Origin of the sequence: Subtercola sp. YIM 133946, from assembly GCF_036553535.1 — a bacterium.
Classification (GTDB): domain Bacteria; phylum Actinomycetota; class Actinomycetes; order Actinomycetales; family Microbacteriaceae; genus Subtercola.
In genome coordinates this window covers 48,775-69,215 of record NZ_JAZHPE010000052.1, presented here as the reverse complement: position 1 = coordinate 69,215, position 20,441 = coordinate 48,775, and the positions used below count along the sequence as shown (strand labels likewise).

At 66.0% G+C, this 20,441-nt stretch carries 24 protein-coding genes; 11 read left to right on the top strand and 13 right to left on the bottom strand.

All coding sequences use genetic code 11. The features are described 5' to 3' along the window. Positions 1 to 493 precede the first annotated feature (493 nt). A complete protein-coding gene (locus tag V3W46_RS19580; protein WP_331784821.1) occupies positions 494 to 1,369 on the top strand; it encodes a hypothetical protein in 876 nt (291 codons plus the stop codon). Here the strand turns inward: V3W46_RS19580 and V3W46_RS19575 are convergent. From V3W46_RS19575 to V3W46_RS19565, 3 genes are read right to left on the bottom strand one after another with little or no spacing between them, the layout of a single operon-like run. Continuing rightward, on the bottom strand, positions 1,335 to 1,736 hold the full coding sequence (locus V3W46_RS19575) for a (deoxy)nucleoside triphosphate pyrophosphohydrolase (protein ID WP_331784820.1): 402 nt from the start codon (positions 1,734 to 1,736) through the stop codon (positions 1,335 to 1,337). The two genes, V3W46_RS19580 and V3W46_RS19575, sit on opposite strands and share 35 nt — an antisense overlap. A gap of 12 nt (positions 1,737 to 1,748) precedes the next feature. Next, entirely contained in the window at positions 1,749 to 2,228 is a 480-nt protein-coding gene (locus V3W46_RS19570) for a ribbon-helix-helix domain-containing protein (protein WP_331784819.1), read from the bottom strand. Next, positions 2,225 to 2,479: a hypothetical protein gene (locus V3W46_RS19565; RefSeq protein ID WP_331784818.1), complete on the bottom strand. Its 255-nt coding sequence runs from the start codon at positions 2,477 to 2,479 to the stop codon at positions 2,225 to 2,227. Before V3W46_RS19565 ends, V3W46_RS19570 begins: the two co-directional genes overlap by 4 nt. A gap of 86 nt (positions 2,480 to 2,565) precedes the next feature. Here V3W46_RS19565 and V3W46_RS19560 point away from each other — a divergent pair, with 86 nt between their 5' ends. The 6 genes from V3W46_RS19560 (at position 2,566) to V3W46_RS19535 (ending at position 5,496) form a co-directional block, all read left to right on the top strand. Continuing rightward, positions 2,566 to 2,862, top strand: coding sequence for a HigA family addiction module antitoxin (locus V3W46_RS19560; RefSeq protein ID WP_331784817.1), 297 nt, complete (start codon positions 2,566 to 2,568; stop codon positions 2,860 to 2,862). Between the two features lie 257 nt (positions 2,863 to 3,119). Further along, entirely contained in the window at positions 3,120 to 3,293 is a 174-nt protein-coding gene (locus tag V3W46_RS19555) for a hypothetical protein (RefSeq protein ID WP_331784816.1), read from the top strand. Positions 3,294 to 3,383: 90 nt separating this feature from the next. After that, on the top strand, positions 3,384 to 3,719 hold the full coding sequence (locus V3W46_RS19550) for a hypothetical protein (RefSeq protein ID WP_331784815.1): 336 nt from the start codon (positions 3,384 to 3,386) through the stop codon (positions 3,717 to 3,719). Positions 3,720 to 4,083: 364 nt separating this feature from the next. Continuing rightward, entirely contained in the window at positions 4,084 to 4,557 is a 474-nt protein-coding gene (locus V3W46_RS19545) for a nucleotidyltransferase domain-containing protein (RefSeq protein ID WP_331784814.1), read from the top strand. 205 nt (positions 4,558 to 4,762) lie between these two features. After that, complete coding sequence (locus V3W46_RS19540; RefSeq protein ID WP_331784813.1) at positions 4,763 to 5,074, top strand: nucleotidyltransferase family protein; 312 nt, start codon at positions 4,763 to 4,765, stop codon at positions 5,072 to 5,074. Then, complete coding sequence (locus V3W46_RS19535; protein ID WP_331784812.1) at positions 5,071 to 5,496, top strand: HepT-like ribonuclease domain-containing protein; 426 nt, start codon at positions 5,071 to 5,073, stop codon at positions 5,494 to 5,496. Before V3W46_RS19540 ends, V3W46_RS19535 begins: the two co-directional genes overlap by 4 nt. 374 nt (positions 5,497 to 5,870) lie before the next feature. Here the strand turns inward: V3W46_RS19535 and V3W46_RS19530 are convergent, their stop codons facing one another. After that, positions 5,871 to 6,719, bottom strand: coding sequence for a TIGR03620 family F420-dependent LLM class oxidoreductase (locus V3W46_RS19530; RefSeq protein WP_331784811.1), 849 nt, complete (start codon positions 6,717 to 6,719; stop codon positions 5,871 to 5,873). Between the two features lie 84 nt (positions 6,720 to 6,803). Between V3W46_RS19530 and V3W46_RS19525 the strand changes: the two genes are divergently transcribed. After that, a complete protein-coding gene (locus V3W46_RS19525; protein ID WP_331784824.1) occupies positions 6,804 to 8,030 on the top strand; it encodes an amidohydrolase in 1,227 nt (408 codons plus the stop codon). 123 nt (positions 8,031 to 8,153) lie between these two features. On the opposite strand, the gene V3W46_RS19520 is transcribed toward V3W46_RS19525, so the two are convergent. After that, complete coding sequence (locus tag V3W46_RS19520) at positions 8,154 to 9,056, bottom strand: alpha/beta fold hydrolase (RefSeq protein ID WP_331784810.1); 903 nt, start codon at positions 9,054 to 9,056, stop codon at positions 8,154 to 8,156. 82 nt (positions 9,057 to 9,138) lie between these two features. Between V3W46_RS19520 and V3W46_RS19515 the strand changes: the two genes are divergently transcribed. After that, a complete protein-coding gene (locus tag V3W46_RS19515) occupies positions 9,139 to 9,609 on the top strand; it encodes a MarR family winged helix-turn-helix transcriptional regulator (RefSeq protein ID WP_331784809.1) in 471 nt (156 codons plus the stop codon). A 49-nt stretch (positions 9,610 to 9,658) separates the two neighbouring features. Here V3W46_RS19515 and V3W46_RS19510 read toward each other — a convergent pair whose 3' ends face one another. The 4 genes from V3W46_RS19510 to V3W46_RS19495 form a co-directional block, all read right to left on the bottom strand. Then, complete coding sequence (locus tag V3W46_RS19510; protein ID WP_331784823.1) at positions 9,659 to 10,942, bottom strand: RNA polymerase sigma factor; 1,284 nt, start codon at positions 10,940 to 10,942, stop codon at positions 9,659 to 9,661. 74 nt (positions 10,943 to 11,016) lie between these two features. Continuing rightward, positions 11,017 to 11,352: a YciI family protein gene (locus V3W46_RS19505; RefSeq protein ID WP_331784808.1), complete on the bottom strand. Its 336-nt coding sequence runs from the start codon at positions 11,350 to 11,352 to the stop codon at positions 11,017 to 11,019. Between the two features lie 39 nt (positions 11,353 to 11,391). Beyond that, the gene (locus V3W46_RS19500) at positions 11,392 to 11,991 is read right to left on the bottom strand and encodes a dihydrofolate reductase family protein (RefSeq protein ID WP_331784807.1); all 600 of its coding nucleotides are present in this window, start codon (positions 11,989 to 11,991) and stop codon (positions 11,392 to 11,394) included. A gap of 278 nt (positions 11,992 to 12,269) precedes the next feature. After that, positions 12,270 to 13,499 carry an amidohydrolase family protein gene (locus V3W46_RS19495; RefSeq protein ID WP_331784806.1) on the bottom strand — a complete coding sequence of 410 codons (1,230 nt, stop codon included), beginning with the start codon at positions 13,497 to 13,499 and terminating at the stop codon, positions 12,270 to 12,272. A gap of 194 nt (positions 13,500 to 13,693) precedes the next feature. On the opposite strand from V3W46_RS19495, the gene V3W46_RS19490 reads away from it, so the two are divergent. Together V3W46_RS19490 and V3W46_RS19485 are read left to right on the top strand one after the other, a co-directional pair. Then, entirely contained in the window at positions 13,694 to 14,452 is a 759-nt protein-coding gene (locus V3W46_RS19490) for a glutamine amidotransferase (RefSeq protein WP_331784805.1), read from the top strand. Then, positions 14,449 to 15,189 carry a creatininase family protein gene (locus V3W46_RS19485; RefSeq protein WP_331784804.1) on the top strand — a complete coding sequence of 247 codons (741 nt, stop codon included), beginning with the start codon at positions 14,449 to 14,451 and terminating at the stop codon, positions 15,187 to 15,189. The genes V3W46_RS19490 and V3W46_RS19485 overlap by 4 nt, the downstream gene beginning before the upstream one ends. A gap of 110 nt (positions 15,190 to 15,299) precedes the next feature. Here V3W46_RS19485 and V3W46_RS19480 read toward each other — a convergent pair whose 3' ends face one another. From V3W46_RS19480 to V3W46_RS19465, 4 genes are all read right to left on the bottom strand, one after another. Continuing rightward, the gene (locus V3W46_RS19480; protein ID WP_331784803.1) at positions 15,300 to 16,673 is read right to left on the bottom strand and encodes an amidohydrolase; all 1,374 of its coding nucleotides are present in this window, start codon (positions 16,671 to 16,673) and stop codon (positions 15,300 to 15,302) included. A gap of 114 nt (positions 16,674 to 16,787) precedes the next feature. After that, positions 16,788 to 17,963, bottom strand: coding sequence for an adenosine deaminase family protein (locus V3W46_RS19475; RefSeq protein WP_331784802.1), 1,176 nt, complete (start codon positions 17,961 to 17,963; stop codon positions 16,788 to 16,790). Further along, positions 17,960 to 18,658, bottom strand: a complete 699-nt coding sequence (gene deoD / locus V3W46_RS19470; protein ID WP_331784801.1) for a purine-nucleoside phosphorylase — start codon at positions 18,656 to 18,658, stop codon at positions 17,960 to 17,962. Before deoD ends, V3W46_RS19475 begins: the two co-directional genes overlap by 4 nt. A gap of 111 nt (positions 18,659 to 18,769) precedes the next feature. Further along, positions 18,770 to 20,440, bottom strand: a complete 1,671-nt coding sequence (locus tag V3W46_RS19465) for an ABC transporter permease (protein WP_331784800.1) — start codon at positions 20,438 to 20,440, stop codon at positions 18,770 to 18,772. Position 20,441: the final 1 nt, after the last annotated feature.

Sequence of the window (20,441 nt, the reverse complement as noted above, 5' to 3'; positions counted from 1 at the left end):
AGGCCACACTCGCGGCCTAAAAACTACAAACCAACCGAGTCAACCAAACCGTCAGCAGTCCCAAACCTACAGAAAAACAAGTACACAACTCGAATTTGAGTCCGATCGAGACGCGGGCGGTGAGAAGGTAGTTGGAAAGCGAAAGGGGGGCGTGCTTTACAAGATCGACCTCAGCCGATTGAGCCCTTGCGTCAACCCACAGACCCACAAAGCGGAATAGCTCGGCGAAGCAACCCCTCCTGCAGCCTGCGCGGGCGCATCATCGCAATACAGGTTCGCGAACAGGGCGATCGATTCCTTGCGATTAAAGGGCTCCGGGTGCCGTTCGCCCACATGGTGGCCGAACGGCAGAATCGCTCCGCTGGCCGCAGAAATCACTCATCTGTAAGGCGTCGAGCCCCGTCGACCTGCGTTAGCGTAGGTTCTTGGGGGCAAAAACGTGGAGTGGGATATACCGATCGGCGACGTCAGGTCTAGGCGAGACGTTCAGAGTGTGTGGGGCGGTCAGCGACAGGGCGGAATCGCTACGCCGCAAAACTCGTCCCAGATTCTGATCTTCACTAACCCTGACAGCGGTAAGCGGTACGGCTACGACAAGTTCGAGGGCCTGAGATCCGACGGGAGCTACTCCTACACTGGCGAAGGTCAGGCCGGCGATCAGGTCTTTCTTCGTGGGAACCGTTCCCTGCGGGATTCGGTCAAGGATGGGAAGATCATCCGCCTGTTCCGTACCCGCGGAACGCAAGCGAACTATGTGGGCGCGTTCACACTTGCCGATGTTCCTTACGCGATTGAGCAGATTCCGGATCTCGAGGGCAACGAACGCCAGGGGATCATCTTCAATCTCGTGCCTCTCGACGCGGACACGAGCGAGCTCCCGACCTACGGCGGAGAGCAGCTGAATGAGCCGCAGGCATTGCCCTGGACGCCTCCATCCAGCGACTCCTACGAGGTCAAACCATTCGAGCCGAGCGAGGTTGGGCGCACGGTCTCGCGAATCGAGTTCGAACTTCAAGCCGATTTCGGAGCCTGGCTCATTGCACGCGGCGACACTGTGCGGCGCTTGCGCGTGCCCGTCGGCAATACCGTGATGGAGCCTGACCTGTACAACGAGACGTCCGGTGAGATCGTCGAGGCCAAGAAGTCGTCGGCGCGCGGGTACGTGCGGAACGCGATCGGGCAGGTGCTGGATTACGTGCACACCGCACAGAAGGTTATGAACGGGGTGCGCCCGTCGATACTTCTTCCGGGCATCCCGACACCTGACCTTGTGGAACTCTGTGGGGGTCTGGGCATCACGGTTTGGGTCAGGGACGGAGTTGGATTTACGTCCGTCAGCCCGACGTCTCCGCCGGCTCTTGAGCGATGAGACGCGAGACTGCGGGGAGGTCTGGTTTGGCCCAATCGAGCGACGTCAGGTCGGCGATCGGTAGCCAGACCATCTCATCGTGGTCGGTGCTCGCCGCCGGCGCGTCTTGTTGGAGAGTCGCCCAGTAGCAGGCGAGATCAATCTCGCGCCCGTCTACCGTGGTGGTTGCGCGGAGAACCAGGTCGCCGACCAGGATCGGGACGCCCAGTTCTTCTTGGATCTCGCGGGCCAGAGCTTGCTCAGGGGTTTCGTCGGGTTCGACTTTGCCGCCGGGGAACTCCCAGAGGCCAGCTGAAGCTTTGCCTGGGGCTCTGCGGCAGCATAGGACCCTCCCTGCGTATGCGATGACTGCGCCGACAACTAGCACGCGTACCTCGTATTAGGAAGCAAGAGGATGAGGCGTGGTCGGCGCGATGCGTTCGGAAAGCTGGATCAAGAGCCGCGCTTCTTCGGGCCGCAGTCTCAATGGATCGCCCGGAACCTGCGCGTCTGAGTTGGCACTCAGGGCCGAGTCTCTAGCCGGTTCAGAGTGCGTTTCGAGGAGCAACTCAAGTGCTTCGCGAAGGAGATCGCTTTGATTGCGGTGGAGCTTGACCGACAGCGCATCCAGCTCGACGACGCGCTCCTGCGGCACTCGGAACCTGAGGGTCGGAGACTCACTTCCGGATGCTCCGAGCGACGGCGCTCCTCTGCGCAGTGCACCGACGATTGCGGAGGCGGGCACCGCGTCGTCAAGGAGCATGCGGCCCAACTCTTTCGCCGCGTCTCCGGTGACGCCTTGAGGTCGTTCGGGCCAATCACTGAGCGGGACGGTTGGGTCTGACAGCTGCTCTTCGCGAGAATCACTGTTGGAGTTCACTGGTTGCCTCCCAAGAACGGTCGGAATTTCGGGCCGAGCTGCATCGCATGGAACACCTTCTTGTCTCCGTTCGGCAACGCTCTGACCAAGATCTCGAGCCACTGTTCAGTCTGATCATGCGGATGACCGATGATGAGCACAACGTCAGGCTCCACGAGCCGTACGACGACGGGATTCGAAATTGCGTATCGTTGGTCACCCTCGGAGATCGAATGTTTGAATGACGACTCGGCGAAGACGATCGGTGACATTTACTGTAGCGCACTTTCGGTTTCTGTTCCACAGATTTGGTTGCCCTTGATCCATTATATTGAGTTCTACTCATCTACGAGAGATCATGACCATCACATACGAGCCCATCCACCCTGGGGAAATTCTGCTTGAGGAGTACCTTTACCCGATCGGCATCAGCCGACACCGCCTAGCGAAGGGCATCTCTGTGCCGACACGTCGAATCAACGAGATTGTTCGAGGAGAGCGAGCTATCACTCCTAAAATCGCCTTGCAGCTATCTCGTGCACTGGGTACGTCCGACCGGTTCTGGATGAATTTGCAATGCCGGTACGACATGGATGTTGCGATCACTCGGCATCACGCGGAGCTGGATCTGATTGAGCCATTGCTCTCAGCCTGACCTTCGGTGGGCAGAACCAACGCGTCGGTACAGCCCGGAGCTAGAGGGCACCATGCCCGGGCATCCGTTCGCCTCGGTCGGCCTGCGGAGCGAGGCGCGAAGTTTCTGCGGGTGGTGAGATGAGTCGAGGGCGAACTGCCGCGCATCCGCCCGCTCAGCAAGACTTTGAACGATTGTTACGCCTACCGCTATCCGCCGCGGCCATCCAGCAATGTCGGCTCAGTTCAGTGCGATTGGCGTGAGGAACGAGGGCTGCGATGACAATTGTCGAGTCTCGCGCGCTGCAGGTGGAAGAGGCATGTCACAGCGGCGAAATCGAGGGCCTGATCGTGTCAAAGGAGACTCTCGCCGACGCCGATTCTTATGTTGCGGGCGAAATCGACTCAAACGAACTCGTCAAGCGGGTTCGTGCCAGGTATGGACTCTCTTGAGTTCGTTGGCCAATAAGCATCTCGAATTGCCGCAGGCCGTCATTATTGAGCAGTTGTCATCTTCATTCGAAGCTGGCTAAGTTAGCTTCCATGGCCATAGAGGAGTGCACCCTACTCGTCGCGTTCAAGCCGAACGTGGTGAACGGTTGGTTTCTGCGGTTGTTCGCTCAGGCGTTCGCCGAGGTGAATCTCAAGGAGAATGTCTGTGCTTGGCGCGGCCTTACGAGAATCACTGCAGAGACCGGGTCCATTCACGTCACAACGTTCATTCGATACCGGGGAACCCGAGTTCGACTGGGGTCAGGCTCGCTCGACTTCATGGGGGCAGCGGGAGCGAGCTACACCGTGGTCGCCAGAAATGGCGTGATGAACCAGACGCCATTCACGCCTGCACTGGTGCGAGACGAAGCGGAGGCGCGCTCTTGATCCATAGTGTGGCTGTCGCATTGCCGCAGGTAAGGCCGATCCGGTCAGTCCCGAGGCGCGCGCGATCGTTGCCGCGCTTCGTGCGTCATACGAGAAAGGTCATGGATGCACGGGGTGGCATATGGCGAAATCGATGAATAGTATCAGCGTTCAGCGACTGAATGACTCCGCACTGAGGTCGACGATGAAGACGATGAGTATCGAAGGCCGGCTCCCCCTCGTCGAGCCAAAGTCAAATGCGCCCGATTCCCGTGATCGATCAATCGTCGATGCCTTCAAAGCTCCGCCGCGCGCATCCATTCACCTCAGTTCGTGAGGAAACGCTCATCCCGAGCATCCGCTCTTCGGCCGAAAAGCCCGCCTTATGCGGTTGGTGGAGGTGTATCAGGAGTCGCTCGACGTCGAAGACATCACGCCACTTCGTCGTGGTCTTGCATTGCGCGCGATGATCGCTGAGGGCATGAGCCAACGCGAAATGGCCAGTTCGCTCGGGATTAGCCCGTTTGCGGTCAGCCAGCAGCTGAAGACGTTGCGAGATATCGGGGCGATCGAACCGGAGCTTATGGTCGAGGCCGCTGTGCCGATTCTGACGCGGGTTGCCGAAGACCGAGGCTACAAGCGCCTCGCTGTGTTCGGTTCTGTGGCCCGCCGCGATTCGCGAGCTGATTCCGATATTGATCTGCTCGTCGAGCCTCCGGTCGGAACGTCTATTGGTGACCTGCTCGCCGTTCGTGAGCTGTTCAGTCAGATTGTCGGGCGGCCAGTTGACCTCGTTACGTATCGGGGGCTCAAGCCTCAGCTCGACGACGACATTCGGCGCGAGGCGGTATTGCTCTGATACTGACGAAGCGCGACACAGCGATGGCCTCCGTGCGATCGCAGAGGGTGGGACTCGACCATCGGGGCGGGGTTGCGAGGTTTCTGCGGATGGAATGGTAAATGTCGCTGCGGCGACGCAAGGCGCGGTGCAGCAAGGCAGGCGAACACTACTCGTCGCACCGTTCGGGCCTATTCTTGAACCAGAAGCAGATTGGTGGTGAAGAATGAGCGCGAAAGCACCTAGTGCAGTACTTGATGAGTTTCGCGATGCCATTCGCGCCACCATGACCCAGTTTGGAGTGTCCGAGGCGGGCGTGTTCGGCTCGACGGCCCGCGGAAGCGATCGGGTCGGTTCGGATCTCGACCTGATCGTTGAATTCGTTCCTGGAGAACGGCGCGACGTGATTCGCCTCAGTGACGCGCTGAGTGATCTCACTGGGCTACACGTTGATGTTGTCGACCATCAGGCAGTACGGTCACGGGCGGCGAAGACCGGAATTGGCAGCTCGATTCTTCGCGACACTGTTCCTCTATGAGTCCTGCCGAAGCGGAATCGGTGCTCGCTCTTGAGCTGGAGGTCGCCACCGCGCTTGAGCTCCGCGACAATGAGGACGAGTTTCGGGATGACTGGCGCATCCAGTTCGCAGCCGAGCGAGTGATGGAACGAATCTTTCAGGCTGCCGAGGCGGTGAGCCCGGAATTGCGCGAGAGATACTTCGGTGCTGACGGCGTGCGTTACCTGCGGGGCATCCGGAATCGGCTTTCGCATAACTACCTGGCGATCGACTACGGAATCATATGGGACACGATCACTATGGACCTGCCACTCGTACAACAGCGGTTGGCACCCGACGCTGCGACCGCTCGCGCGATCATGGCTGAATCAGTCGGCGAGAGCAATGACGACGAAAGCGCGTGGCGCGAAGCACACCTGCGTCCGACACGCGACCCCGAGTGACTCGATCGAAACGCCCCGACGAGCGGAGCCACGGCCGGTGCCGTCGCACCCGCGGCGGGATCGTGGGATGTGGAACAGCCGCGAGTCGTTCGTGAGCTGACGGCGAAATGCGAGGCCGAACTACTCGAGTCGGCGATCCTCTTCGGCCTGCTCGCGCCGCTTTTCGTTGTCGCGAGCCTCTTGCTCTTTTTGAATGCGCTCTTCCTCGGGCGTCTTGTTCGTCACGGCGATCTCCTTCGTCACCAATCACGGTACCCTCGAACCGCACCAAATGCCGAGCTGAAAAGCTGACCCTGTCGCAACCATGAACCGCTCCTAGGCGGTCGACGAACTCAGCGCTGCAAGACCACGGTAGCCGCCGGTTCTGGCCGTGGCTACGAAAGCCCGAGGATGCCGGCCAGCCGCCGGAACGCCTCGTACACGTCTTCACCCGGCGCATGCACGAGCTGAACCGCGACGAGATCGGCGCCGTTGTCGAGGTGCGCGGTGAGGCGGGCGCGAATGGTCGCGTCGTCGCCCGAGACGATGATCTCGTCGACGAAGTTGTCGCTGCCGGGCAGCGCAACGTCGTCATCGCTGAATCCCATGCGGTGAAAATGCGTGACGTAGTTGCTCATGCGCAGGTAGTTCTGCAGCGAAGCACGCCCTACTTCACGCGCGACCTGCGGATCGGGGTTCAACACGACGTGCTGCTCGGTGGCCAGCACGGCGTCGCCGAGCAGGTCGCGAGCGCCGATGTTGAACTCGGGCGTCACGAGGTACGGATGCGCGCCCGCAGTGCGCTCGGCCGCCAGACGCAGCACGCGCGGGCCGAGGGCCGCGAGCACGAGCTCGTCGCGGGGCACGCCGGCGGCGTCCAGCGCGTCGAGGTAGCGCACGAGGGGCTCGAAGGGGCGTGCGGCGTCTTGCCCCGACGCTTCGGGATGCCCGACGCCGACGCCGAGCACGAACCGCCCGGGATGCTTCGCCGCAATGCGCCGATACGAGGCGGCGACCGCCACAGGGTCGGTATTCCAGATGTTGACGATGCCGGTCGCAAGGACGATGTGCTCGGTCGCGTCGAGCAGCTCTTCGATCTGGGTGAGGTCATCCGACGGCGAGCCACCGACCCACAGGGAGGCGAATCCGAGTCGTTCGATGTGCGCCGCGAGCGCTGCGTCGAGGTCTGGGCCGCGGCGCCAAACGCCGAACGGTCCGAGCTTCTGCGTCAACGAAGTAGTCATAGTGCAGACAACGGATGATCGTGGATGGATGTTCCCGGCGACGACGAAGGTGACGTGTGCGGGCGCAAGCAGGAGGATGGGTGCATGAACGTCGACGAGCTGTACCTCGACCTGCACGAGCATCCGGAGCTTTCATTCGAAGAGACACGAACGGCCGCGATTGCTGCCGCCGAGTTGCGCGCTGCAGGGTTCGAGGTCATCGAGCACATCGGGCGCACCGGGGTGGTCGGGGTGCTGCGCAACGGCGACGGGCCAACGGTGCTGCTACGAGCCGACATGGATGCTCTACCCGTCGTCGAAGACACCGGCCTGACCTACGCGAGCAGCACACCCGGCGTCATGCACGCGTGTGGGCACGACGTTCACGTGGCGTGCCTGATCGGTGCGGCACACCAGCTGGCGCGAACGCGAGCGGAATGGGGCGGCACAGTCGTGGCGCTCTTTCAGCCGGCCGAGGAGGTCGGCAACGGCGCCCAGGCGATGCTCGACGACGGCCTCTACGAGAAGGTGCCGGTGCCTGACGTGGTGCTCGGCCAACACGTGGGGCCTGCGCCCGCGGGGCTGCTCGGCGCTCACGCGGGGCCGGCGTACGCCTCGGCCGACAGCCTCGACATCACCGTGCACGGCCGCGGCGGGCACGGGTCGCGGCCCGAGACGACGATCGATCCCATCGTGATCGCGGCGGCGATCGTCGGGCGGCTGCAGACGATCGTGGCGCGGGAGGTCGCCCCGCAGGAGGTTTCGGTCGTCACGGTCGGGCGGCTGAATGCCGGTTCGAAGAACAACATCATTCCCGAGAGTGCCGAGCTGGGGCTGAGCGTGCGCGCGTACAGCGAGGAGGTACGGCAGCGGCTGCTCGGGTCGATCGAGCGCATCGCGCGTGCCGAGGCTGCGGCGTCGGATGCCCAACCGCCCACGATCGAGCTCGCCGAATCGTTTCCCGTGACGGTGAACGACGTGGCTGCGACCGAGCGCACGATGGCGGCCTTCCGGTCGGCGTTCGGCGAGCGGGCCGTCGTCGACCCCGGCCAGGTCTCGGGCAGCGAAGACGTGGGGCTGCTGGCCACCGCCGCGAAGGCGCCGTTGGTGTACTGGATACTCGGCGGCGCGCATCCCGAGACGTACCTCGCCGCTGCGAGCGCGGGCACCCTCGATCGCGATATTCCGTCGAACCACTCGTCGAAGTTCGCGCCCGAGATTCAGCCGACGCTCGACCGCGGAGTCGCGGCGCTGGTCACCGCGGCCCGCGAGTGGCTGCGCGCAGCCGCACCGGCGGCAACAGCCACACCGGCCCCTCAGCTGGAGCAATGAAGCTCTGGATCGCCCGGATCGCACCGATCGCCCGAATCGCTCCGCTCGCCACGACGGCGACCGCGACTGCGACCGCGAGCCGGCGTCGCGAGCGCGAATAGACCGTGCGATGAGACACCCGTGCTACACGACACGCAGACCCTCGTCGACCCCAGCGGTGAAGTCGAGAACCGCCGCAGCGAGTGACTCTGGCGCTTCTTGTGCGACGAGGTGTCCGACGTTTTCGATGTGCACTGCCGTGAACTCGCCCGCGCTCACCGCACGGAACGCATCCGGAGTGAAGGGGTAGTTGACTCCCCCGACGGCGAGCACCGGTACGGCGAGCGGGTTGCTTTCGGCGAGCGCCTTGGTCGATCCCTTGTCGGTGAAGATGGAGTGGTACAGGCCTTCGGTGCCACGCCAGGCATCCGCTCGGGAGTAGGTGCGAACGGATTCGTCGAGGTCGGCCGGGGTCACCGCACCGTCGGTGCCGTTCATCATCGGATAGGCCCAGCCGGCGATCAAGTCGCGCTCGTGGCCCGGCAGGAGAAGAGACGGAATGCCCGGGGCTCCGAGAAACCCGACATGCCACGACCCGAAGGCGTTGACGTCGGCGAGGGCCTCGAGCCCGAACCCGACCAGAGCCGATTCGACTGCGGTGAAGCTGAGCACGTCGGCGGGGTGTGTGGCGGCGAATCGAAAGGCGACGCCGCCGCTGATGTCTTGTGCGAGCAGGTGCACCGGCCCCGAGCCGAGGTGCTCGACGAACTGGTGCAGGTCTTCAGCGACGGTGTGCTCGTCGTAGTCGCCCTCGGCATTGCCGGAGTCTCCGAAGCCCCGGAGGTCGAGGGCGTAGACGCGATGGGTCTCGGCGAGAAGCGGAATCAGTTTTCTGAAGGCCCACCACGTCTCCGGCCATCCGTGCACGAGAACGATGGGCGACCCCGAGGTGCCCGCCGACACGTAGTGGATCTCTGTGCCGTTGATCGGCGTGAGGTGGTGGGTGACCTGCGGAATGGTCGCGCCGAGGGGGGTGATGATCGTCATGAGGCTCCAATTTAGACAAGCTTGTTGTCTATTAGACTAGACAACATGATTGTCGATTGCAAACGCGATCTAGACTTGCCCTGTGTCTCGTTCCGGTGCCGACCTCGCTCTGCTGATGCTCGCTGGGTTCCGATCGTTCGCCGACCAGGCCACCGTCGAGCTGGCGAAACGCGGGTACGACGACATTCGGCCGGTGCACGATTTCGCGCTGCACTCGATCCTCTCCGGGGCAGCAGACGCTTCCCAGCTCGGTCGCGCGATGTCTGTGACGAAACAGGCTGCGGCCAGAACGATATCGATCCTCGAACAACGCGGCTATGTCATGCGCGAGCCCGACTCCGAAGACCGCCGCCGGATGCGCCTCCGGGTCACTGAGCGAGGGCTCGCCATGCTGCACGAAGGCGAGACCATCTTCAACGAGATACGCGAACGGTGGGAGAGGCAGGTGGGCGCCGAATCGGTGGGTGCCCTCGAGAACGCGCTCCGGCTCTTCGTCGGCACTGACGTGGTGAGGCTCGACGCGCCGGGCTGGGCCGCCCGCGTTCTCGACTAGCCGTCGGCGGTCGGCGCTCTGACGGCGTCGTCAGTCGACCCCCGCTCGCCTACGTTCGCTTGACGTTCTCTGCATCGACGGCACCCTCGTCTCGGCGGCGCGTGAGGAAGGCGACCTCGGCGGCGTTGCCCGCGAGGCCGATCGCTGCGTCGTACGCGTCGCGGGAGGCAGCGCTGCGACCCAGACGCGATAAGACGTGCGCCCGCGCGGCGTGGAACGCGTGGTACTCCGACAGGTCGGGCTCGAGGTCATCGATCAGGGCGAGGCCGGCCTCCAAATCGCCACTCTCCCCCACCGCGATCGCCCGGTTGAGCCGCACGATCGGCGAGGGGTCGAGCGTGAGGAGCTGGTCGTAGAGCGCCACCACCTGCGCCCAGTCGGTGGCGTCGCCATCGGTGTGCACGGCGTTGATGGCCGCGAGCAGCTGGTAGCGGCCGGGCGCCTGACCAGAAGCCAATCGCTCGCGTACGAGGGCGTGCCCTTCGGCGATCTGAACCGTGTTCCACAGACGGCGGTCTTGCTCGGCGAGCGGCACCAGCTCGCCGGAGGGTGACACGCGGGCCGCGCGGCGTGCGTCGATGAGCAGCAGGAGGGCGAGCATCCCACTCACCTCGCCATCGAGCGGCAGCAGCTGACGCACCAGGCGGGCGAGTCGAATCGCCTCGCCGGTAAGGTCATCGCGCACGGGCGCAGAGTCGGCATTCGACGCGAGGTAGCCCTCGTTGAAGATCAGGAACAACACCGCCAGCACACCCGAAACGCGGCGCGGAACGTCGTCGGCGTCGGGCAGGCGAAACGGGATGCCCGCGGCCGCGATCTTGGCCTTGGCGCGGGTGAGGCGAGCGCCCATCGTGGTGTCATGCACGAGGAAGGCGCTCGCGATCTCGGGCACGCTCAGGCCGCCCACCATGCGCAGCGTCAGGGCGACGCGGGCGTTCATCGCGAGTGCCGGGTGGCAGCAGACGAAGATCAGGCGCAGCCGATCGTCGTCGATGGCGCCGAGAGGCTCGGGCTGCGTATCGTTCACGAGTAGCGCCTCTCTGTATCGGGCGTCACGGGTGCTCTCGCGGCGTATCGAGTCGATGGCCTTGCGCGTCGCTGTCGTGGTGAGCCAGCCGCCCGGGTTCGGTGGGATGCCCTCCGCCGGCCAGCGCTCGGCGGCGGCCGCGAAGGCTTCTGCCGCCGATTCTTCGGCCAGGTCGAGGTTGGCGAATCGCTTTGCGAGGGTCGCGACGACCCGCGGCCACTCGTCGCGGTGGGCGCGGGTCAGGGCGTCGCGGGCATCCGGGGCGCGCGCGTCGCGGTCGGCGCCGTCGTCGCGGGCGCGCTGCACGCCGCGGGCGTCGCGGGCATCCGAAGCACGCGCGTCGCGGTTGTCGCGGACGCGCTGGCCGCCGCGGGCGTCGGTCACGCCGGCGGCGCGAGCACCGGGCGCACCTCGAGGCGCCGGTTGCAGGCCCTCGACCCCTCTGCCATCAGCCTGAGGGCGACGTCGAGGTCGGGGGCCTCGATGATCCAGAGCCCGGCGGCCCACTCCTTCGCCTCGACGAAGGGCCCGTCGGTGAAGATCGGCTCGTCTCCCCTGCCGTCGATCACCGTCGAGGTGGTCGGGTCGGCGAGACCCGCGGCGAACACCCAGTGCCCACCCGCGCGGAGTTTCTCGTTGAAGGCGTCGATCGCCACCGCTTCTTCGTCGGTGCCGGACTCGCTGCGGTAGTCGATGACGTTGACCAGGTACTGCATGTTCTCATCCTCTCTCAGGGGTAGGTGCGGCGGCCAGCCTCACGCGTAGGTCGGCCGTCCAGCGGGCCGGTAGGTCTGCGCGAGCACACCCGTCGGAAAGACCTTTGTCTCGACGAGGTCGAGCGCGAAGTCCTTCCCCTGCTGCGGAAACAGCCTCTGCCCGTCACCGACGATGACGGGGCACACGATGAGGTTGATCTCGTCGACCAGTTCGTTCTCGAGCAGCCACCGGGCGAGCATCCCGCTGCCGACGACGACGAGTTCGCCGCCCGGTTGCGCCTTCAGCTCCCGGATGCTCGCCGCGACGTCGCCCGAGATCACCGTCGTATTGGCCCACTCCGGGTCGGTCAGGGTGTTCGACACGACGTACTTCGGCCGAGGGTTCATCGCACCCGAGAAGGGATTCGCGTCGTCATCCTGCCCTCCCCAGTACTGCGCGAACAGCCCGTACGTCTTGCGCCCGAGCAGAAACGCATCGGCGCGCTGCCACGTGCTCACGATGTACGCGAACGACTCGGCGTCGCCGGTCGGGATGGCCCAGCCGCCGCGCGTGAAGCCCGGGTCGAGCTCGTCGTTGTTGCCGCCGTTGGCCTGCATGACTCCGTCGACGCTGACCTGTATCGAGATCGTGAGATTCATGGTCGTCTTCCCTTGTTTCGAGTCACCTCTGGGGGGGGTGCCTTCAGAAGGTCTACGAACGGCACCCGGCCATTTCGACAGACACGTCTCAGATTCTTCCTATTGAGAAGCGGATCGCTTGCCGCCACAATGATGTTGATCGCGATCGTGACCCAATTCGCCGCCAGCGGCAGAATCCAGCGCAACAGAGTCGTCGGTGAGCGCGGCATCGCGCGGAGCGAGGCGTGCTCAGGGCTGAATTCCGATAGACGCACCGCGCCGAATCCCTTCGGGAAGCGCTACTCAGCCGGCAGGGCACCCGCCACCACGCGCCCGCGCGAGACGACCGCCACGAGGTTCTCGAGGCGCAGGTCGTCGATGTTCTGCCAGGGGCGGCCGCGCATGACGAGGAAGTCGGCCGGCCGGCCCTCGGCCAGTGTGCCGACGGTGGAGGCCCGGCCGATCGCCGACGCCGCCCGCGAGGTCGCCGCCTGCAGCGCCCGCTCCGCGCTCCAGCCGAAGATCGCGGCCATGAGCCGCACCTCCTCCATCTGGTCGCCGAACTTCACGTGGTGGCCGTTGGCGTCGGTGCCGAGAACGAAGTCGACCCCGGCATCCGCCGCGACGCGCATCAGACGGTTGCGGTTCGCCACGAGCTCCTGCGCCTTCTCCGACTGGGCCGGAGAGACCCCGTTCTGACCGGCGGCGATGCGCTCGTTGATCAGCAGTGTTGGCGCAACGGTCAGGCCCTTCGCCGCGATCGCGGTGGCCTGGTGGGCGCTCATCAGTGTGCCGTGCTCGATGGAATCGATTCCCTCCTCGAGGGCGACCTGGATTCCCGCCTCGGTGTGCGCGTGCGCCGCGACCAGCATGCCGAAGGCGTGCGCTTCATCGACGATGGCAGCGATCTCGGCGCGGGTATAGTTGCGCCAGGCACTCTTGTCGCCCACCGACAGCACTCCCCCGCTCACCGGGATCTTGATGCCGTCGGTGCCCGAGCGCGCCCAGTGCCGCACGAGAGCGCGACAGGCGTCGGGGCCGTCGGCGACGGGTTTGCGAAGTGCGACGGCGGGCGGAATGAATAGGTCGCTGTGCCCGGCGGTCATGTTCACGACACCGTAGGCGAGCATCCGTGGGCCCGTCACGACCGCTGCGTCGATGGCTCGGCGCAGCGAGAACTGAATGTCGTCGGCGGCAAGGTCGCGCACTGTCGTCACCCCACCCTGCATCGCCTCGACCGCGTGGGCGAGGCCGTGCAGTGTCTGCTCCTCGGGCCGGGTGGTGAGGGGCCAGGTCAGAAAGTCGGCGGGTGTTGCGGCGGCGTTGCCGACGAGATGCACATGGGTGTCGATCAGGCCGGGAATGATGCTGTAGTCACCGGTTTCGCCGGGCATCCGGATGCCCGTGCCGGCGTCACCCGTGCGCACCGCGTCGATCTCGCCGTCGATGCCGTCGTCGTGCCAGTCGAGGGTGCTGAGGGCGCGGTAGTCGACGCCGTTCCACAGGGTTGCCGTGAGCGAGTGTTTCATGCGTCGAAGCTATCCCGCAAGACGCTTTGCATCGTTACACCTGTGTTTCGGATGCGATAAATCTGGGCTACATCGGGGCCGAATGCGCAGTCGCGTCGACGCGGCGTGCAAAACGTTTAGTACAGTTCTGAAGCCGGTACCTGCGTCGACAGCGACACGCTGCACGCTCGCCCGCCGGCAGGAAGGCTGGAGTCATGGCACGTGTGTTGCTTCTCGGCGAATCGTGGTTCGTCTACTCCGTTCACCAGAAGGGCTTCGACGCCTTCTACACCTCCGAGTTCACGCTGGGAGGTGCTGAATTCGTCGCGGCACTTCGCGCGGCCGGGCACGAGGTGACGCACGTTCCGGCGCACGAGATCACTCTTCGTGTGCCTTCGACGAGCGAGGAGCTCGCAGCCATCGCCGATGTCATCGTCATCTCTGACGTCGGCGCCAACACCTTCCAGGTACCGCCGGGCACGTTCGTGCACTCGACTCCCGAGCCCGACCGCAGCGAGGCCGTGCGCGGCTTCGTCGAGAACGGCGGCGGGCTGCTGATGGTGGGCGGCTACCTCACGTTCTCGGGCATCGACGCGAAGGCCCGCTGGGGTCGGTCGCCGCTCGCACCCGCGCTGGCGGTTACGGTGCTCGACCGGGATGACCGGGTGGAGCTGTCGGCCGGCGCCCACCCTCAGGCGACCGGCGTACACGAGATCACCGACGGTCTCGGCGGCGAGTGGCCCGCCCTTCTGGGGCTCAACGAGGTCGAGGCGAAGCCGTCGGCGAGCGTGCTCGCCGAGTGCGCCGGGCATCCGCTGCTCGTCATCGACTCGTACGGCGCGGGGCGAACCGGTGCGTTCACCTCAGACATCGCCCCGCACTGGGCTCCGCCCCCGTTCATGCAGTGGCAGGGGTTCGGCGTTCTCTTCGACCGCACGGTGCGGTGGCTGGCGGGCGAGGCGGTCGCCGGATGATCGAGGCCGCGTTCTCACCGTGGCCGGATGTCGCGGCGCACTTCGCCGCGGGCAACGGCCTTGCCATACTGCCGTTCGGCGCCCTCGAGCAGCACGGGCCGCACCTGCCCCTCAGCACCGACACGGCGACCGCCGCCGAGGTGGCGCGCCGGCTGGCGGAACGGCTGGATGCGCTTCTACTACCACCGGTGAACTATGGCGCGACCTGGAACAACGCGGGCTACCCGGGAACGGTCTCGCTGGCGCCCGAGACGGTCACTTCGATCGTTCTCGACATCGGCCGCGCCCTCGCGTCGGGCGGGGCGCGCGGACTCGTGATCGTCAACGGCGACTGGGGCAACCGGGTTCCGTTGTATGCGGCGGCTCGACGGCTGGCGGCAGACGGCGTGATCGCAACGATCGCGCTCGACTACCCCGGAATGGACGCCGCGGCTGCAGCAGTGCGCGAGAGTCGCGAGGCGGCGCCGGGCCTCCTACACGCCGAGGAGATCGAGACCTCGCTCATGCTCGCGATCGACCCGGGCTCCGTGCATCCGGAGCGGTACACGGCGGAGTACCCGACGTTTCCGTCAGACTTCGGCACGCGCCCCATGCAGTTGCACCATTTCTCGGCCTCGGGCGTCTTCGGCGACCCCGCCAGCGCGACCGCTGAGAAGGGCGAGACCATTCTGGCGGCCACCGTCGAGGGCTCGCTCGCCGTGCTCGCCGACTTCGTCGCCGCGCTGCCGACCCACTGACTGCCGACCCGCCGGCAGCCGACCTGCCAGCTGACTGCCACCCCGCCGACGCCGGCTCCGTCGCCGACCGCCGACCCACCCGCCACCGGCGCGCCGCGACCACCGGTCGATCAGGCGTCGTAGTCCTGGATGCTCGTTCCGTGACTCCGGTCGGTGAGGCGAGCCAGTCGCGGCGCCAGCTCGGCGATCACCGCCGGCACGTCGATCGTCAGAATCTTCTTGTGCCGCATCAGCACCCGCCCGTCGACGATGGTCGTGTCGACGTCGCTCGAGCGCGCCGAGTGCACGATGGTGTTCGCGTAGTCGTGCACGGGCTGCGAACGGGGGTCGCTCAGGTCGACGAGAATCAGGTCGGCCTTGCGGCCGGGCGCGATGCTGCCGATCGTGTCGCCGAGCTGAACCGCAGCGGCGCTCTTCGTGGTCGCGTGACCCAGAACCTGCCGGCTCGTCATGTACGTCTGGTCGTTCTCGCGCGCCTTCTGGGTGAGGTTCATGAACGTCATCGCCTCCCACACGTCGAGCGTGTTGTTGGAGGCGGCGCCGTCGGTGGCGAGCCCCACGGGTATGCCGAACGAGTCGATGAGGCGAACGGGCGTGGTGTCGAATCCGTTCTTCAGGTATCCCCGCGGCGCACTGCCGAACCCGATGCGCCCCGAGCCTGCGGCGAGAAGCGGCAGGTCTTCGGCGACGATGCCGATACCGTGTGCGATGAGCAGCCGGGTCTCGAGCATCCCGGCCCGCCTCAGCGTCTCGATCGGCGTGTGCCCGAACCGCTCACGGCTGTGTTTCATCTGGTGCCGGTCTTCGCTGGCGTGGATGTGCACGAGCAGGTCGTGCTCGAGGGCGGCAGCGCTGGTCGCGGCGAGATCGGCGTCGTTCACCGTGTAGGTGGCGTGCGGGGCCAGCGCCGTGGTGATGCGGCCTCCGGATGCCTCGCGGTACTCGAGGGCGAAGCCGAGCGACTGGGCGAGCCCCGCCGCGCCGTCTGACGAGAAGTACGTTGCGCCGAGAACCGCCCTCAGCCCGCTGCCGTCGACGACCTTGGCGATCGACGGCATGCTGAAGTAGTGATCGGCGAACGTCGTCACGCCGCTGCGGATCATCTCCGCCGTGGCCAGCCACGCGGCGATCTCGACGTCTTCGTCGGTGAGGTTCACCTCCATCGGCCAGATGAACTCGTTGAACCACCGCGATTCGGGCACGTCTTCTGCGGCGCCGCGGAACATCACCATGGGCGAGTGCGTGTGGCAGTTGATGAACCCGGGCATGGCCACCATGCCGGCGGCGTCGATGAGCGCACCGGCCGCCTCGCCCCCGGCCCGGATGGCCGCCTCGACGGCTGCGCGGGCATCCGGGCTGTCGGCGTCGTCGACCACCGTGAACACGCCGCCCGCGATGACGAGGGTCTTGCCGCTCACGAACTCGACCTCGCCGGCTGCGGTGTGCAGCAGAACGGTGGCGCCCGTGATCACGAGGTCACTCATCGACGTCGCCGTTCGCCCCGGAACGCACCGCCCACGAAGCCCGCACCGCCTGTGCCGCTCGCAGCGCCGACGCCACCGCCTGACCCGGATGCCTGCCGGTGCCGCACGCGCTGATCACGCCCCGAACGCCGCAATCGACTCGTCGAGCCGCACCCGCAACGCGTCACGGTCGGCGCGCGACAGGAAGGTCGCTTCGACGCCCGCCCGCTCGGCCTCTGTGAATTCGGGCACACCCCAGCCGAACTGGCTCTCGATGCGGCGAAACTCCTGGCTTATCGACGTCTTCGACATGCCCCGATTGTCGGGGTTGATCGTCACCGTGAAACCGAGCGAGCGCAGCAGGTCGATGGGGTGGTTGTCGATGCCGAGCACGACCCCGCCCTTCGAGTTCGAGGTCACGCACTGCTCGAGCGGAATGCGCCTGTCGACGACCCACTGCGCGGTCTTACCCAGCTCGAGTTCAGCACGGCCCGACTCGCGGGCGGCGGCCACCTCTTTCACGGCCGTGCGCACGTTCAGCGGGCGTCCGTTCAGCGTCACGTCTTCGATGACACGGGTGCCGTGCCCCAGGCGCAGGGCGTGCGCGAGATGTACCGTCTCCCACACGCTGTGCTCGCCGTCGGCCTCGCCGGTGTGGAGCGTGAACGGAACGCCCTCGCGCTGCAGCAGCTCTGTCGCATCCAGGTGATGCCTGACGGGAAAACCGTCTTCGGGCCCCGCGATGTCGAAGCCGGCGACGCTGTCACCCCACCGGCCGTATGTCGCAACCGTCAGGCGGGCGATCTCGAAGCTCAGGGTGGAGCTGCGCATGCCGCAGAGCAGCTGCCGGGCCCGGATGTGTCCGCCCGCCGCGGCGACGTCGGCCTCACCCTGCTGCAGCCCGGTCGCCACCGCCTCGACGGCCACCACGAGCGGCAGTCCGCCCAGAATGTGCTTCTCGGGTGCCCAGCGTGTCTCGCCGTAGATGACGCCGTCGGCGGCTGCCTCACGCACCCACTCTCGAGCAACCCGGGCGATGCTCTCTTCTGTCTGCATCACGCGCGTCGTGAGGCCGAACTTCTCATCCCAGTGGTTGATCTTCGGCTCGGTGATCTCGCCCGTGAACCACGAGGCCAGCTTCTCGGGGTCGTCGTAGGGCAGTTCGACGTCGTGTTCGGCGGCCAGTTCGATCAGGGTCTCGGGGCGCAGCGAACCGTCGAGGTGGTCGTGCAGCGTGACCTTGGGAAACGCCGCGTAGGGCTCGTTCGGCTGTGACCAGCGCGGGTAGCCGTCGAAGGCGGGAAGGTTCACTGGAAGGCCGCCAATCCGAACGAGACCATGTCGGCGAACGTCGTCTCGCGCTCGGCGGCCGACATCTCCTCGCCCGGCAGGTCGCTGATCGTGCCGATCATCAGCGCGGCGAACTTCTCCTTCAGGGCCACGGCGTACAGCCCTGCGGCCTCCATGTCGACGCCGAGTGTGCCGTACTCCTTCAAGGCGGGCACCACCGTGGTGTCGGGGTTGTAGAAGCTGTCGGTGGTGAACAGCGGGCCGACGTGGATGACCTTTCCGCTCGTCTCGCCATACTCGACGGCCTTGCGCAGCAGAGCGAAGTCGGGTGCGTGGCTGAAGGTCACACTCGGCACCCACCCCGACGTCATCGCGGAGTTCGTGTGCGCACTCGATGCCGCGATCACGTCACCGAGCGCGAGGTGCGGGGCCATCGCGCCGATGGTGCCCACCCGGATGATGCGCTGCACCCCGTAGTGCCGCGCCAGCTCGGTCGCGTAGATGGCGAGCGAGGGCATGCCCATGCCAGAGGCCAGCACGGAGACCGGCTTGCCGTTGAAGGTGCCGGTGTAGCCGAGGATGCCACGCACCTCGGTCACCAGCTTCGGGTTGTCGAAGAAGGTCTCGGCGATGAGTTTGGCCCGGCGCGGATCTCCGGGCATGAGCACGTCGGGTGCGAAGTCGCCGTTCTCGGCGGAGATGTGAGGTGTGGCCATGAGGCGGGTGTTCCTTTCGAGAGGGCGAGCGGCGGAGGGTACGAAACACGGGCGTTCGGCCGAGCGGGCTCTGCCGGGCATCCGGAACAGACGCCGGCGAGGGCGCGCGGGTCAGCTGGTGTACGAGGGGGCGTAGCGCGAGAGCACAGCTCGTTCTGCCCAGCTCACCAGGCTGTAGAAGATGAGCGAGACCGCCGTGAGAATGGCGGCCGCCGCCCACAGCCCGGTGTAGTCGGCGTGGGCCCGGGAGTTGACGATGATGTGGCCGAGACCGTCTCCGGTGGCGAGCCACTCGGCGAGCGTGGAGGCCAGCACCGCGGTGGGGGCGGCGATGCGGGCGGAGGCGAAGATGGAGGGCAGGGTGTACGGCAGCTGCAGCCGGAACAGCGTGCTCATGCGCGACGAGTCGTAGCTGCGCATCAACGTGAAGGCGTCGGAGGGCACGCGCTTGAGGCCGCCCTGCGTGTTCGCGAGGGTGGGAAAGAAGGTGACGATGGCCGCGATCGCGACGACGCCCCAGAGCCCGCGGCCGAGCGCCAGAATGAGCACAGGGGTCAAGACGATGATCGGCACCGAACGCAGCGCGACGGCCAGGGGTGTGAAGACGCGCTCAGACACGGGATAGAGCACGAAGACGACGGCCACCACCACACCGATGATCAGGCCGGCGAAGTATCCGACGCCCGAGTGCACCAGAGTGACCCCCAGCGCCTCGATGATGGCACTGCGTTTGGCCTCGGCCGTCGGCGAGGTGAACAGGTAGGCGAACACGTCGGTCGGCGATTTGCCGACGAACGGCGACAGGTGAAAGACGTAGAGGTAGGCGTACCAGGCGAGCAGAATGACCACGATCGACCCGACAGTCCAGGCAAAGGCCAGACCCGACCGAGTCGCGAGCGAACGCCGCGGGCCCTGGGGCGCGGGCGCCGCGCTCGAGATGCTCGCCGACCACGGCGTGAGCCAGCGCCGCAGCAGCCCGAAGAGGCCGTACGGAATCGCGGCCATGAGGGTGGCGAGAACGGCCACCGCCCAGACCCGGCCGAGGTCGAGCGACATCAGGCCGTTGATCAGCAGCACGCCGATTCCGGCCTTTGCCCCGATGAACTCGCCGAAGATCGCGCCGAGGGTCGCCGCCGCCGCGCCGATCTGCAACCCGGTCAGGATGGCCGGGATGCCCGACGGCAGTCGCACGAACCACAGCGAGTCGAGCGAACGCCCGCCCCACGCCTTCACCATCGTCATCGGGCTGCCGTCGGCTGACCGCAGCCCGAGCATCGTGCCCACGAGGGTCACGAAGAACACCGACATCGCGGCGAGAACGACCTTCGCCGTATCGGGATCGAAGGTCACCTGCAGCAGTGGGTTGACCGCAACCAGAGGCAGGCAGAACAGGGCGAGCGCGAGTCGCAGGAAGAGCGACTCGAACGCCTTGATCTGCACGAACACGAGGGCCGCGACGATGGCGGCGAGGTTGCCCCAGAACCAGCCGCGAATCGCCACCCAGGCTGTGGCCATCACCGCGTTCACATACAGGTCGGGGGTTGCGGCGAGGCTCTGCACGATGGCGCTCGGCGACGCCATCACGCCGAGGCGGGTCAGCGCCAGGTCGGCGGCGACCTCCCAGATGACGATGAGCAGAATGCTCACCAGGAGGGTGGTGACCCATCCGCTCATCCGTGATCGACGGGCCTGGCTGCGCGACTTGGTGCGTGCCGCGGCGATCAGGGATGCCTGGGCCGCAGCACGGGTCGGGTTCGGGGCATGCGGCGTGGCCGTCGTCATG